This is a genomic window from Polynucleobacter sp. MWH-Loch1C5 (genome assembly GCF_018881775.1).
Taxonomy (GTDB): domain Bacteria; phylum Pseudomonadota; class Gammaproteobacteria; order Burkholderiales; family Burkholderiaceae; genus Polynucleobacter.
The window spans coordinates 575,797-589,866 of the sequence record NZ_JACVPR010000001.1 but is presented as its reverse complement, the minus strand read 5'-3'; the positions used below and the strand labels follow the sequence as shown (position 1 = coordinate 589,866).

Below are 14,070 nucleotides of genomic sequence, written 5' to 3'. Positions count from 1 at the left end.
TTTATGCATTGAACATTTGTTATTTTTACACTTGGGTGCGGCTTATGAGGCTCCATGATGGTATTTGACCCACTTCAATACTTTTAAAGCTTTCGCACAGTAAAATAGACAAAAACGAGGAAAAAATCATGGAATACAAAACTTATATGTGTCTAATTTGTGGTTGGGTCTACGATGAGGAGGCAGGCCTGCCCGATGAAGGTATTGCACCGGGTACTTTATGGGCTGATGTGCCCATGAACTGGACATGCCCTGAGTGCGGTGCACGTAAAGAAGACTTTGAATTAACTGTGATCTAAGTCACCCCAAATAACTAAAGCCACCGCAGGGTGGCTTTTTCTATCTAAAGATCGCTATGAGTAAAAACCAAGAACTATTTGAACGCGCTCAAATCACCACCCCTGGTGGCGTGAATTCGCCGGTGAGAGCCTTTCGCCAAGTTGGTGGCATTCCACGTTTTGTTAAAAGAGCCAAGGGTGCTTATTTCTGGGATGCCGATGATAAGCGTTACATCGACTGCATCGGTTCTTGGGGTCCTATGATTGTGGGGCATGCCCATCCACAAGTCGTTCAAGCGATTCAGAAGGCTGCGGAAAACAGTTTCAGTTACGGTGCACCTACCGAAGGTGAAATTCAGATGGCAGAGCGTATCTGCCAACTAGTACCGAGCATTGAACAAGTACGCTTAGTCTCCAGCGGTACAGAAGCGACGATGAGTGCCTTAAGACTCGCCCGAGGTTTTACGGGTCGTGACATGATTATTAAATTCGAAGGTTGTTACCATGGGCACGCCGATAGCCTCTTAGTGAAGGCGGGTTCAGGCATGTTGACCTTTGCTGATAATACCCAAAATGCACCTTCGTCAGGGGGTGTACCTCAAGACTTGGTGAAGCACACCTTAGTTTTACCCTATAACGATCCTGAAGCACTGAAAGTTGCCTTTGAACAGCATGCAGACAAGATTGCCTGTGTGATTGTAGAACCGATTGCTGGCAATATGAACTTGATTCAGCCTAGCCAAGAGTTTGTTAGAGCCATGCGTGAACTCACGCAAGCCGATGGTGCACTCTTGATCTACGACGAAGTGATGACAGGTTTTAGAGTTGCTTTAGGGGGTGCACAAAGTATTCATCAGATTCAGCCTGACCTGACTTGCTTGGGTAAAGTCTTAGGTGGCGGTATGCCCATCGCTGCTTTTGGTGGCAGAAAAGATGTGATGGCTAAATTAGCCCCACTCGGTAATGTTTACCAAGCGGGCACTCTCTCAGGGAACCCGCTGGCAGTGGCTGCCGGTATGGCGAATCTCGACATCATTACGCAAAATGGTTTTTATGAGTGCTTAAGTACTCAAACACAAAAACTCATGGCAGGGCTTAAACAGAAAGCCGATCAAGCAGGCATTGCATTCTCTGTAGATAGTGTTGGGGGTATGTTTGGTTTTTATTTCTCTAAAGAAGTTCCTCATACATACGCCGATGTCACAGCCAGTGATATTGAAGCTTTTAAGAAATTCTTCCATCTGATGTTAGATCGCGGTGTCTATCTCGCACCTTCAGCCTATGAGGCTGGCTTTATATCGATCGCACATGATGATCAGGTGGTGAATGAAATGCTGTTGGCAGCCGAGCAGTCCTTCCAAGTTATGGGTTCTTGAAACCGGTAATACTGTTACTAGACAAAATATTTTTTGTCTAGTAACATTCCTTGGGTGAATTCACCCAGATTATTTAATTCCTTATCGTTGTCAGCACAAACTGCATATGCAGAGTTGTGCGATCAGTTATCGGCACAAAAAATTAATTTACTCGGTCATTTACCGGGGTCATTTCAGCGAATGACCAAAAGAGGTAGACGCTATGTGTATTACAACTACAGGGATATGGATGGTAGCCAAAGAATGGCTTATGTGGGGCCTGAGAGCGATCGAGTAGAGCGCTTGATTCAAAAAGTCCAAAAAGAGAAAAATAATCCTGCTTTAGATATCATCAGATCGCAAGCAAAAGCCTGTATAGCACTTGGATGTTTATCAACACTATCGAAGCATTTCCGTGTGGTTAACCGCCTGAATCAGTATGGTTTTTTTATGGCGGGTGCAACATTAATTGGAACCCATGCATTTTTAGGCATGGGTAATGCTTTGGGTGTGGCTTGGTCATCCGCTCATAGAACTAACGACATTGATTTTGCACATGCAGGTAAAAATGTTTCATTGGCTCTAGGCGCTAATATGAAACTATCCGTTCATGATGCTCTGACATCTTTAGAAATGGGACTATTACCCATCACTGAATTCTCGGGCAAGACAGGTGCTCAATACAGAAACCCCAGTGACCCAGAGTTACGTCTAGACTTTTTAACTAGCTTAAATAGATCTGGTGAAGTAGTCACAATGCCAGATTTAGGCTTGAGTCTACAACCTATGAAGTTTATGGAGTACTCCCTAGAGAGTTCTTTAGAGCTTGCTTTGATTTCCAATGAGGGAGCATGCCTGGTAAATATTCCTCTTCCTGAGAGATATGCTATTCATAAGCTGATTGTTGCTGGAGAGCGCCCAGTCAATGAGGTAGTTAAATCAAATAAAGATATAGCGCAGGCAGCAGCACTTTTTATGTATTACCTACAATCGAATAAAGAAGATCAGTTATATCAAGCTTGGGAAGATGCTATTGTCAGAGGGCCGGGTTGGAGTGGTCGATTAAAAAAAGGATTGGCCAAAATGTTAATGAGCTATCCAATCTTGGAAAATTTTAGGGTTTAGTGCTCATGAATAATCACATCTATGCGATCGGTGATGTACAAGGGTGCTATGCACCCTTGCAGCAACTCATAGCTAAATTACCCAATAAAGCAAAGATTATTTGTGTCGGTGATCTAGTTAACCGTGGACCGGATTCACTAAAAACATTAAGACTACTCAAAAAGCTGCAAGAGGCCGGTCGTGCTGAATGTATCTTAGGTAATCATGATTTACATCTGCTTGCAAGAGACGCTAATATTCGAGGTCCCAAATCACTCGACACAATCGATGACATCTTGCAGGCCAGAGATAGAAAAGAACTGATTCATTGGTTACGCCATCGACCCTTAGCCTTATTCAGTGGTAAGGAGAATGGCAACACACTTATAGTACACGCTGGTGTTTTACCCCAGTGGAGTGTTGGAAAAACATTAGAGCTGGCGCATGAAGTAGAGCAGGCGCTCAGAAGTAAAAACTACAAGACTCATCTTGTAGAAATGTACGGTAATCAACCCAATACTTGGCATGACAAATTGAAGGGGTCTGAGCGCCTGCGAGCCATCATCAATACACTCACGCGCTTGCGTTTTTGCACTGCCCAAGGAGTAATGGATTTTGAGACTAAGGAAGGTTTAGCGAGTGCCCCCAAAGGCTATATGCCCTGGTTCAAAGTCCCGCAAAGAAAAACCAAAGACACCCGTATCATTTTTGGCCACTGGTCTACCTTGGGGCTCGTCAAAGAGAAGAATGTGATTGGCTTGGACACGGGATGTGTTTGGGGCGGTCAACTCACAGCCTATTCATTGGGGACCGGAAAAATGATTCAAGCCCCTGGTATTACTAGCCCAGTTAGGCTTTGAAATCCAAAAATGCTATTGACTCGCTGAGCTATCGGCTTTTTTCACCACCGCATAGCGAATCAAAGTATTTTTGCGTGCCTCACCGTGATCAATAATGGGGTGAGGGTAGTTCTTTCCTAAAACGATGCCAGCTATCTCTAACTCAATACTACCTGCTAACCAGGGCGCATGAATTACCTTATTTGATAACTTGGCTAATTCTGGGCAATACTTACGTATGAACTTACCTTCAGGGTCGAATTTCTCTGATTGAGTGATGGGGTTAAAAATACGGAAGTAAGGTTGTGCATCGCAACCTGAGGAAGAGGCCCATTGCCAACCCCCATTGTTGGCTGCAAAGTCAAAGTCATTGAGATGGTCAGCAAAATACTGTTCACCCCAGCGCCAATCAATGCCTAAATCTTTCACTAAAAATGAAGCGACCACCATTCTCAAACGATTGTGCATATAGCCTGACGAGTTCAGTTGATGCATGGCTGCATCCACTAATGGGTAACCGGTTTTACCCTCACGCCAAGCTTTAAATAACTTTTCGGCATTGGGGCCACTTTCCCAACGAATATTGTCGTAATCTGCTTTAAAGGACTCATGCCCTGAGGTGGGGTGTGATGAAGATCTAGCAGGTGCTAAGCGAGGGTGATTCGCTAGGATCATGAAATAAAAATCACGCCAAATCAGTTCTGAGAGCCAAATCGTAGCCCCCATACTGCCAGCTAGCATTCGTGTATGGGCTTCGCGTACCAAAGCTCGAATAGAAATCGTGCCAAAGCGTGAGTGCATTGATAAATAGCTGGGGCCTTTGACAGCCGGAAAATCACGCGTGGCGTGATACTGATCGATACGATGTAAAAACTCTTCAAAAAAATGAGAAGCGCCAGACATGCCAGTGGGTAAATAAGATTCAATCCCCGTTTTCTGAAAACCCATCGACTCTAAAGATGGGATTCCTGTATCTAATTGAGAAGGAATCTTTTCTAGGCGTCCGCTATCTAAATCTACTGCATGAGCATCTAAATCACCTGGCGTCAGTTTTTTAAGCCAAGCGTTTTTATAGGGAGTAAATACTGAAAAAACACCACCACTACCGGTCAATACTTCGCGTTCTTCAAAAATGACTTGATCTTTGAGAGATGAAAATTCAATTTTGTGACTGGCGATTTGTTTCTTGACCGCTAGATCTCGCTCAATAGCCGCTGGCTCATAGTCCTTGTTACAGTAGACATGATCAACACCGAGTTCTTGAGCCAGTTTTGGAATTAGATCAACGGCACGACCATGACGCACGATTAAGCCTCCGCCATGAGAGCGAAGCTCTGTATCAATTTCTACTAAAGACTGCCAAATAAAATCAATGCGTCGGTCATGCGATAAGCCTCGCTCCAAAAGAGCTGACAAGATATCCGTATCAAACACAAAACATACAAATACCGCTTTGCAGTGTTTGATCGCCATGCGTAATGCATGGTGATCATGCACCCTTAAATCACGGCGCAGCCAGACTAAGCCTTTGTTTTGTAATGTGGCCATGGGATACATGGCGGTCTCCGATTATTGGTTTAATGTCTCACTATAAGCTAGACGCCATTTTTTTGCTAAAGCCAGCCTCATGCTCTCGGAGTAGAATCAAGTTATGACAGATTCACAATCTCCAAAAATCAAAAGCCAAGAGAATGAACAGTCTTTATTGGAAGACACCACGAGGCTCACTAATCAGTTTTTGATTGCTATGCCAGGGATGGCCGACCCTAATTTTGCGGGTAGCGTCATCTATCTTTGTGAGCATGGCGAACAGGGGGCTATGGGTCTAGTCATTAATCGCCCGACTGATATCGATTTAGCCAGTCTATTTGAAAAAATTGATCTGAAGTTGGAGATTCAGACCCTCCAAGAGGAGCCGGTTTATTTTGGTGGGCCCGTGCAAACTGATCGAGGTTTTGTGCTGCATGAACAAACGGAAGCATCCCATTACAGCTCAAGCCTCAAGATACCCAATGGTTTAGCGATGACGACCTCCAAAGATGTTTTGGAGCAAGTCGCGCATGGGCAGGGACCAAAGCGTTTTATTATGACTTTGGGCTATGCCGGCTGGAGTGCCGGGCAGCTTGAAGAAGAGTTGTCTCTGAATGGTTGGCTCAATGTACCCGCCAGTAGCGAGAAGATTGCTGACATTATTTTTGAGACCCCTGATGTAGATAAGTATGACAAAGTCATGGGTTTGCTAGGCATCGACCCTCATTTTCTGTCCGGCGAAGCCGGGCATGCCTAAAGCGCAATTTATGCACACCTTATTGGCGTTTGATTTTGGCGAAAAACGTGTGGGTGTGGCTACAGGCAATACTCTCACTAAAACAGCCCAAGCACTCACCATACTGACTTATAACAATAAAGACCAGTTATTTGAAAAGATTGAAAAGCTTCTCACGGAATGGCAACCCGAAGCTTTGGTTGTGGGCTTACCCACCCATCCTGATGGGCAGCCTCACGCAATGACAGCTAAAGCAAAGCGCTTTGCCAATCAATTACAGGGACGCTATCAATTAAGCGTTCACTTAGTTGATGAGCGCTATACCTCAGTCAGTGTGGAAGAAGGAGATGATGCACTGGCGGCACAACTCATACTAGAACAGTTTTTTCAGGAGATGTAGGATGAAACGAAACTGAAATCTCTACATACTTTAAGAGTTCAAATAAAGAGAAGTAAGTGTTACAAGTAACTACGTTAGACTATTGAATAGATCATTACTGAGAACAGACTCATGTCCCTACCCAATGCTGAAAACCTCTATCAAGAGTTACTCAAGAAACTCAAAGAACACTACTCAAAAGAAGCTTTTCAGTTAGCAGGATTAGCCAGTGGCGGTGCATGGATTGCTGAGCGACTAGCCAAAGACATGGGGCATAAAGATTTTGGTGTAATCAACGTATCTTTTCATCGCGACGACTATCAAGACAAAGGTGTGAGGGCATTTAAAAGTGCCGAAGGCATGGCCACAAAGATCCCCTTTGACGTCAATGGTGCCAACATTGTGATGGTGGATGACGTCTTAGATACTGGCAGAACCGTGAGAGCAGCGCTCAATGAGTTATTTGATTATGGTAGACCTGCAAAAGTCGACTTGGCAGTCTTGGCCGATCGCCACAGAAGACAGTTGCCTGTGGATGCAACCTTTAAAGGGGCTAAAGTAGATATCCCTGCCAATCAAATCCTAGTTCTTGAACAAAACCCAGATACTACATTTGCCTTCAGTACAGAAATAAAAGAATCCCATTAATCAATTGATGGGCGCATAAAAAGATTTACAATACGTTTCTAAGATGACTAAAACTGCTAGCCAACTGCAACTCAACGATCACGGTGAGTTGATTCATTTGTTGACGCTAGATGGATTACCTAAAGAGCATATTCTCAAAATCTTAGATACAGCAGGCCAGTTCGTGGCTGTGAGTGACTCTGACCGAGAAATCAAAAAAGTGCCACTCCTCAGAGGTAAGAACGTCTTTAACCTCTTTTTTGAAAACTCTACCCGAACTAGAACTACCTTTGAGATTGCTGCTAAGCGTCTTTCGGCCGATGTCATCAATTTAGATATTCAGACTTCATCGACGGCCAAGGGCGAAACCGTCTTAGATACGATTGATAACCTGGTTGCGATGCAAGCAGATATCTTTACAGTTAGACACAGCCAATCAGGCGCACCTGCAGAAATTGCAGCTCACGTTCCTAAGCATGTACACATCATCAATGCCGGAGACGGCACGAATCAGCACCCCACGCAGGGGCTTTTGGATATGTACACCATGCGGCACTACAAACAGGATTTCACGAAAATCAAAGTCGCCATTATTGGCGACATTGTGCATAGCCGTGTGGCTAAATCCAATATTGCAGCACTCAAAACTCTCGGCTGCCAAGAGATCAGAGCGATTGGTCCAGAAAGTCTGTTACCCCAAGATTTGAATGTCATGGGTGTGAAGATCTACAACAATATCGAAGAAGGTCTAAGAGATGTTGATGTAGTCATGACCCTCAGAATCCAAAAAGAAAGAATGGAAGCTCATCAAATCCCTCAGGGAGATGAATTCTTCAAACACTGGGGTCTGACCCAAGAAAGACTCCAACTGGCCAAGCCCGATGCTATCGTCATGCATCCCGGCCCCATGAATCGTGAAGTCGAGATTGCTAGCGAGGTTGCAGATGGTAAACAGGCTGTCATCCTTCAGCAAGTGACCTTTGGGATTGCCATCAGAATGGCAGTCATGTCTCTAGTCGCTAGCTAGACTCAAGTTCGCACAAGCAGGATAGTCCATCAAAACAGGTGGAACTGAGCCTAGAGGAGCCCAGAGCCACCGATATTCATTATTGTAAATATTAATAAAATTTAATAATAAATTCTAAAAATAATGTTAGTCTTGAATCTGTTTATAAAAAACAGAAAGATATTATGGGTTGGGCCATTATTGCTCTCGTCGTTGTCGGTAGCTACATTTCCTCTTTGGGCTATTAAGTTTTTCACCTCGCGTATCTCGATACAATCAGCATATGACTGATTGGACTTTTACGTGGGCGTTTAGAAACTTCATCGCAGAATTATTCATGCCACCAGGCATTTTGCTGGCGGCCATCTTGGTTGTACTCTTCTTGACTCGAAGAACGAAGCTAAAAAATAGCCTCATCATTCTTGCTTGTCTCGCCTTATGGTTGGTAAGCACGAATTACTTTGCACAAACACTGGTTCGCATCAGTCAGCCACTTATGCAGTGGCCCCAGGCATTGAGCGAGCAAGATATTCTGGCAAGTGATGCGCAAGCCATTGTGGTTTTGGGTGGCGGACGCCGTAAGGCTGCCTTAGAGTCTTATGACTATGACCAGCAGGATTTAAGCAAAGAGTCGATGGAGCGCTTGCGCTACGCTGCAACGCTTGCGAAAAAAACTAAATTACCCATACTGGTCACAGGTGGCGCACCAGATCGCACTGAGCCTACTGATTTGGCAGAAGCTGTGGTCATGGCAAAAATACTACAAAAAGAATATGGCCTAGAAGCCCGTTGGGTCGAAGGACAATCGGCAACGACGCAAGAAAATGCAGCCTATTCTGCCAAACTCTTACAGCAAGATCAGATGCAAAAGATTTTGCTCGTCACACACTTTTGGCACATGCCCCGCGCCAAAAAAATCTTTGAACAATACGGCCTGCAAGTCTTGGCAGCGCCTCACGGATTTAATCCTGTGAAACATTACACACCACTAGACTTTTATCCAGGCAGTATTGAAAAGACCCGACAAATTTGGCATGAGATCTTGGGTCAGTTTTGGTACTACATTCGTTATTAACACTCAATCCAATCACTATTAACTGAAAGTAAGCATGTTCCTAATAAAACTACATAACAAAATTGTGCTGACAAGCTTCGCTCTTATTGTCTATTCGAATATCGCTAATGCCAGTGGCCTTGAAAAATTCGGTAGTGCTATGCAAGTTTTAATGCCAGTCACAGCCGCGGGAATCACTTATGTAGAAAATGATCGGGAAGGTTTTTGGCAACTTGCAAAATCTGAAGTAAGCACGGCGCTGCTTACTGAAGGTCTCAAAGCCGGTATTCATTCACAAAGACCTAATCAAAGGGGTGATGATTCTTTTCCATCGGGGCACGCCAGTGTGACCTTTTCAGCGGCTCAGTTCTTGCAACAACGTTATGGTTCGGATTACGGTATTCCAGCTTATGTACTGGCATCGGTCACAGCTTATAGCCGGGTCCACGCCAATGAACATCGTTGGCGCGATGTGATTGGTGGAGCCGCATTAGGGATTGGTTCAACGTACTATTTCACGGAGTCTAAGCAGTCACGCTTGGCCCTTATCCCGGCGCAAAAGTCCGTCATGCTCTCCTATCAACGCGTCTGGTAGTCCAAGAAAAAAATAAAACGAAGCGATAAGTTATTGTTTTTAATTAAATATTTAAATATGCCTATAGATAAAATATAATTTTTCTATCTATCTATCTATCTATCTATCTATCTATCTATCTATCTATCTATCTATCTATTCCCTCAATAAATCAATAACTTATTGATTTATTGAGGAAAAAATCTTGTATGTCATGATGGTGTCATGATATATTCTTATAGTTTTAATATATATTCTGTGTTTATTTTTATTACAGGTCATGGAAGTAAAACAATCACAATTGGGTGCATGCGACGCTTCATGGTATCTCTTACAAAGTAAACCAAGATCAGAATTCAAAGCTGCGCAAGAATTAGAAAATCAGGGCTATGAAGTATTTTTGCCCGTGATTGAAGCGCAAAAAATCAAAGCCAACCGCACCGAAATGGTCATTGAGCCTTTATTCAGTCGTTATTTATTCATTCATTTAAACCAGACAACGCATAACTGGAGTCCCATTCGTTCCACCAAGGGCGTTAGCCAAATCGTGCGCTTTGCTGGCGAGCCGGTCAAATTGACAGAGGCATTGATTGCCCAACTGCGCGAGTTTATGCGCACATTGCCGGTGAAAAACCCATTTCATACTGGAGATGCTGTCTTGGTGCAGCAAGGTCCTTTTCAGGGCTTGTCTGGGGTATTTCAGAAATTAAGAAGCTTGCCCAATGGTGAAGCTAGAGCCATGGTTTTGATTGAATTATTGGGTAAACAACAGCTATTAGAGTTAGAGCCCGAACAGCTGAAGGTCCTGGTATAGCGATCATCGACGATTATCAGTGATTGCTTTGATGGGGTAACCCGCAACGCTGGGTGCGTTTTTCGAGATAACGCATAATCGAAGGGCGGTAGCGTGCTTTGCGCAAACTCGATATCACTAAGTAATACTTAAATTTAAGCATAAAGAAACGATCACTCAATCAATGATGCAACTCAACACATCACCCTATACTCAGAAAATAAAAAGTCAGCAGAGCTCAATCACTCGGACGGCGCTTCGTCAAAATCTATTGCTGAGATACTTATTGCCATGGCTGTGTTTTCTACCGGTCGCCTCAGCGCAGGCGCTGGGTCCATCAGTGCCTTATATGCCCACCTGGCAAGCGCGCCATCACATCCAGTTACTCGCTGACCATGCCCAAATGGCTATTACAACTACACACTGGCCATTGCCACTAGCGGCAGTTCAAGAGGCGTTGGATGATTTACCCAAGAACTTGCCTCCTTATTTAGAAAACTCCAAAGATGTAGTTCAACAAGAACTAAGACGTCATCGTTGGCAGGGTGAGGCGCAATTGCAATTGCGTGAGCGTGCGGATGCTCCGGTAGGATTTGGCGAAAACTACACTCCCGGCAGTTCACTCAAGCTCACAACCAATGCCACAGAATTTGGTCCCAATGATTTCCCGGTGGCTGCAAAGCTGGGTATTCGGGTAGAGGAAAGCCCCAACTCACTACAAACCCGATTTGACGGCATTGGTAAAGAAGGTCGCACCCAGGTTAAGCTCGATGGAACGGCTTTAGTCGCTCAAGCTTGGAGTTTTAACCTCCAAGCATTTGCCCACAATAATTGGTGGGGACCTGGATGGCAATCTAGCCTTATTAGCAGTAATAACGTGCCGCCATGGCACGGCTTTGGAGTACAACGTAGTGCTGTCAAACCCTCAGAGTCTAAGTGGCTCTCTTGGATGGGGCCCTGGAACTTAGAATTCTTTGTAGCCCAAGCGCAAGACCCGATTGTGGTAGCCAATCAACCGGATGGTTTTCTCTTCATTGGCTCGCGCCTGACCTTAAAGCCTGCAAAATATCTTGAAGTCGGACTCTCAAGAGGTGTCCAAACATCGGGTACTGGCAGACCAGGGGGTTGGAATAATTTTATGAGAGCCTTTACAAGCCAAGGTTCTCACACCAATCAGAACGCTACAGATCCTGGTAATCAAATTGCGGGTTATGACATTCGTTTGAGTTGCCCCAGTCGTTGGCGTTGTGCCGGCTATTATCAGTGGATTGGTGAAGACAGCTCTGGGCAAAGTGGTTTACCCAACCAATTCATGACCCTGGGAGGTGCTGAGCATTGGTTAGCTGAAGGACGGCATCGTCTTTTCATGGAATACACCCAGACTTTTACCCACAGCTTACCTTGGAATCGTAACGGCAATCCCCAGTTTTTTAAAGGGCCAGGTTATACATCAGGAGGTGGTTTTTATAATCAAGGTTACACCAATGGTGGGCGTTGGATTGGTTCGAGCTTTGGAGGCAGTTCCAGAGTCTTATCGATCGGTTGGATGGATTTAGAGGCCAAGCGAGTTATCAAGTTGCATAAAGGACATGTAGGTCGCTCCATCGGGGCCTATGATCCTGATCTGAATGCCCCCCATGCAGATTTAAAAGCCGCCTCAATTGCCCAAAGCTTTCAGTGGAAAAAGATTCAGATTACGCCGGAGTTGATGTACACCCATCTTTCAGACGGGCAAACCATAGGCGCTAATAAGAAAAACGATGTACGTGGTGGTGTGACCTTCCTTATGCCGATCGGTCAGTAGATCGGCTATGTTGAACACGATTACCAAAGCCAATCAAGACATAAGCTACTGTTATGATTGCCCATATTTAGCAAAAACTGCAAAAAACGGATACCAAAACTATGAGTAGACTTGTTCGATTCAGCCTTCGCCAACTCATCGCTAGCATCACAGCGGGCTCTTTATTGATGAGCAGTACTATGGGTGTCGCGCAAACCACGTTCTTGAGCCAGTTACAAACTCAGTCCCCGCCCGCAGGTTCTAATCCTAATTTAGCCAATGCCCAACAGTTAACGCCAGAGCAAATAGCGGCGATTCAGGCCCGCGGTGGTAACCCGAATCAGCCCACCATGCCTGGGGCCTATGTTCAACAAAAACCGATTTTTCCTGCCCAGCCTCCAAGACCTACAGAATTTGAAATCTATGTGTCAAATATGGTGGGTGAGCAGTTAACTCGTTACGGCTCTGAGCTCATGAAAGACGGTGAGCATACATTTAGCCCATCCTCGACGGCTGCAGTACCGAATGATTATGTGATTGCCATCGGTGATGAAATCTTTGTCAGAGTCTGGGGCAGTGTCGATGCCGATCTACGCTTGATTGTTGATCGTCAAGGTCAAATCACCATACCAAAAGTCGGCGCTATTGTTGTTGCAGGTGTGCCTCATGGAAAACTCAGTGGCACGATACAAGCTGCGATTGGCAAAACTTACTCAGGCGCCAACGTGGCAGCATCGATTGGTCAAATGCGTGGTATTCGGGTTTATGTGACAGGTTATGCATTGGTCCCTGGTGCTTATACAGTGAATAACCTTTCTTCTTTGGTGAACGTAGTGATGGCAGCAGGTGGGCCATCCGCAGCAGGTAGTTATAGAGATATACAACTCAAGCGCAATGGCAAAGTCATTAGTCAGTTCGATTTGTATGACTTGTTACTCAAAGGTGATAAATCACAAGATCGTGCAGTGACTGCTGAGGATGTTATTCATGTGGGCCCTGCTGGAGCGCAAGTGGCTGTCGTGGGCGCCGTCAACAAGCCTTCCATTTTTGAAATCAAAAAAGGCGAAACCCTGCAAGATGCCTTGAAGTATTCCGGTGGCTTTTTATCGGGCGCACAAACGGATGCAATTAACTTCATGGGTTTAAATGGTCGCCGTGATGGTTTTAAAACACTACCGCAAGCTGCCTTTGCCTCGAAATTACTAGAAGATGGCGATATCTATATGGCAACCAGTGGGGTGGCCATGAAGCAACCTGCTGATAAGCAGATGCGTATGATCAAGGTGGATGGTCAAGTGAATAAACCTGGCGTATACGTTCTTAAAGCAGGTTCTACATTACAAGATGCTATTCAAGCAGCAGGTGGCTTGAGTGATAGTGCTTATTTGTATGGCTCAAGACTCGAGCGCGTAACTGTCAGAACAACCCAAGAGGAAAATCTGAAGCGTTTTATTCGTGAGTTCAAGCGTGATGTGGAAGGTGCCGCATCGGTAAAAACCACAACTGCAGAAGATGCGGCTTTGGGTAAAGCTAGACAAGAGCAAGGTCAAACATTGCTGAGAAGTTTGCAAGAACTCAAACCCGATGGTCGTATGGCTTTATCGATGAAGCCTCAGGCTAAAAAATTACCTGACATTCTGGTTGAGTCAGGTGATGTGCTCACCATTCCAATGAAACCCAACAGCGTTACTGTTTTGGGAAGTATCAATGGTGGCCAGGTAGGTATTGCCTATAACAACAATAAATCAGTCAGAGACTATATTCAGTTGGCGGGGGGGTACTCACGTGGGGCTGATCAAAGAAACGTCTACGTGATGCGCGCATCAGGGGAGTTTGTCTCAGCCAGTGGTTGGTTCAGTGGCACAGGCAGTATTGAAGTGATGCCAGGGGATGCGATTTTTGTACCTGAAAATCTACAAAAAACCACCTTCACCAAAGAGCTCAGAGACTGGACGGCTATTATTTATCAGTTGGGCTTAGGCGCTGCTGCAATCAAAGTATTACGGGATTAA

At 44.9% G+C, this 14,070-nt stretch carries 14 protein-coding genes; 13 read left to right on the top strand and 1 reads right to left on the bottom strand.

What is annotated here, in order from left to right:
* Window positions 1–128 precede the first annotated feature (128 nt).
* From ICE94_RS02970 to ICE94_RS02955, 4 genes are all read left to right on the top strand, one after another.
* Window positions 129–299 (top strand): rubredoxin, encoded by a 171-nt coding sequence (locus ICE94_RS02970; RefSeq protein WP_216148630.1) that lies wholly within the window; start codon window positions 129–131, stop codon window positions 297–299.
* A gap of 56 nt (window positions 300–355) precedes the next feature.
* Window positions 356–1,654 carry a glutamate-1-semialdehyde 2,1-aminomutase gene (hemL, locus tag ICE94_RS02965; RefSeq protein WP_216148627.1) on the top strand — a complete coding sequence of 433 codons (1,299 nt, stop codon included), beginning with the start codon at window positions 356–358 and terminating at the stop codon, window positions 1,652–1,654.
* An 87-nt stretch (window positions 1,655–1,741) separates the two neighbouring features.
* Window positions 1,742–2,758 carry a nucleotidyltransferase domain-containing protein gene (locus ICE94_RS02960; RefSeq protein WP_255539066.1) on the top strand — a complete coding sequence of 339 codons (1,017 nt, stop codon included), beginning with the start codon at window positions 1,742–1,744 and terminating at the stop codon, window positions 2,756–2,758.
* A gap of 5 nt (window positions 2,759–2,763) precedes the next feature.
* Complete coding sequence (locus ICE94_RS02955; RefSeq protein WP_216148622.1) at window positions 2,764–3,597, top strand: symmetrical bis(5'-nucleosyl)-tetraphosphatase; 834 nt, start codon at window positions 2,764–2,766, stop codon at window positions 3,595–3,597.
* A gap of 12 nt (window positions 3,598–3,609) precedes the next feature.
* Here ICE94_RS02955 and ICE94_RS02950 read toward each other — a convergent pair whose 3' ends face one another.
* Window positions 3,610–5,124, bottom strand: a complete 1,515-nt coding sequence (locus ICE94_RS02950) for a deoxyribodipyrimidine photo-lyase (protein ID WP_216150868.1) — start codon at window positions 5,122–5,124, stop codon at window positions 3,610–3,612.
* 199 nt (window positions 5,125–5,323) lie between these two features.
* Here ICE94_RS02950 and ICE94_RS02945 point away from each other — a divergent pair, with 199 nt between their 5' ends.
* From ICE94_RS02945 to ICE94_RS02905, 9 genes are all read left to right on the top strand, one after another.
* Window positions 5,324–5,863 carry a YqgE/AlgH family protein gene (locus tag ICE94_RS02945; RefSeq protein ID WP_255539130.1) on the top strand — a complete coding sequence of 180 codons (540 nt, stop codon included), beginning with the start codon at window positions 5,324–5,326 and terminating at the stop codon, window positions 5,861–5,863.
* Window positions 5,856–6,242: a Holliday junction resolvase RuvX gene (ruvX, locus tag ICE94_RS02940; RefSeq protein WP_216148617.1), complete on the top strand. Its 387-nt coding sequence runs from the start codon at window positions 5,856–5,858 to the stop codon at window positions 6,240–6,242. The genes ICE94_RS02945 and ruvX overlap by 8 nt, the downstream gene beginning before the upstream one ends.
* Window positions 6,243–6,353: 111 nt before the next feature.
* Window positions 6,354–6,869 (top strand): bifunctional pyr operon transcriptional regulator/uracil phosphoribosyltransferase PyrR, encoded by a 516-nt coding sequence (pyrR, locus tag ICE94_RS02935; protein WP_216148614.1) that lies wholly within the window; start codon window positions 6,354–6,356, stop codon window positions 6,867–6,869.
* A gap of 43 nt (window positions 6,870–6,912) precedes the next feature.
* Window positions 6,913–7,875, top strand: coding sequence for an aspartate carbamoyltransferase catalytic subunit (locus ICE94_RS02930; RefSeq protein WP_216148611.1), 963 nt, complete (start codon window positions 6,913–6,915; stop codon window positions 7,873–7,875).
* Between the two features lie 262 nt (window positions 7,876–8,137).
* On the top strand, window positions 8,138–8,929 hold the full coding sequence (locus ICE94_RS02925; protein ID WP_216148608.1) for a YdcF family protein: 792 nt from the start codon (window positions 8,138–8,140) through the stop codon (window positions 8,927–8,929).
* A 64-nt stretch (window positions 8,930–8,993) separates the two neighbouring features.
* Complete coding sequence (locus tag ICE94_RS02920; protein WP_216148606.1) at window positions 8,994–9,503, top strand: phosphatase PAP2 family protein; 510 nt, start codon at window positions 8,994–8,996, stop codon at window positions 9,501–9,503.
* Between the two features lie 259 nt (window positions 9,504–9,762).
* Window positions 9,763–10,296 (top strand): transcription/translation regulatory transformer protein RfaH, encoded by a 534-nt coding sequence (rfaH, locus tag ICE94_RS02915; RefSeq protein WP_216148604.1) that lies wholly within the window; start codon window positions 9,763–9,765, stop codon window positions 10,294–10,296.
* 163 nt (window positions 10,297–10,459) lie between these two features.
* Window positions 10,460–12,079 (top strand): capsule assembly Wzi family protein, encoded by a 1,620-nt coding sequence (locus ICE94_RS02910; protein ID WP_216148601.1) that lies wholly within the window; start codon window positions 10,460–10,462, stop codon window positions 12,077–12,079.
* A 101-nt stretch (window positions 12,080–12,180) separates the two neighbouring features.
* Entirely contained in the window at window positions 12,181–14,070 is a 1,890-nt protein-coding gene (locus tag ICE94_RS02905; protein WP_216148598.1) for an SLBB domain-containing protein, read from the top strand.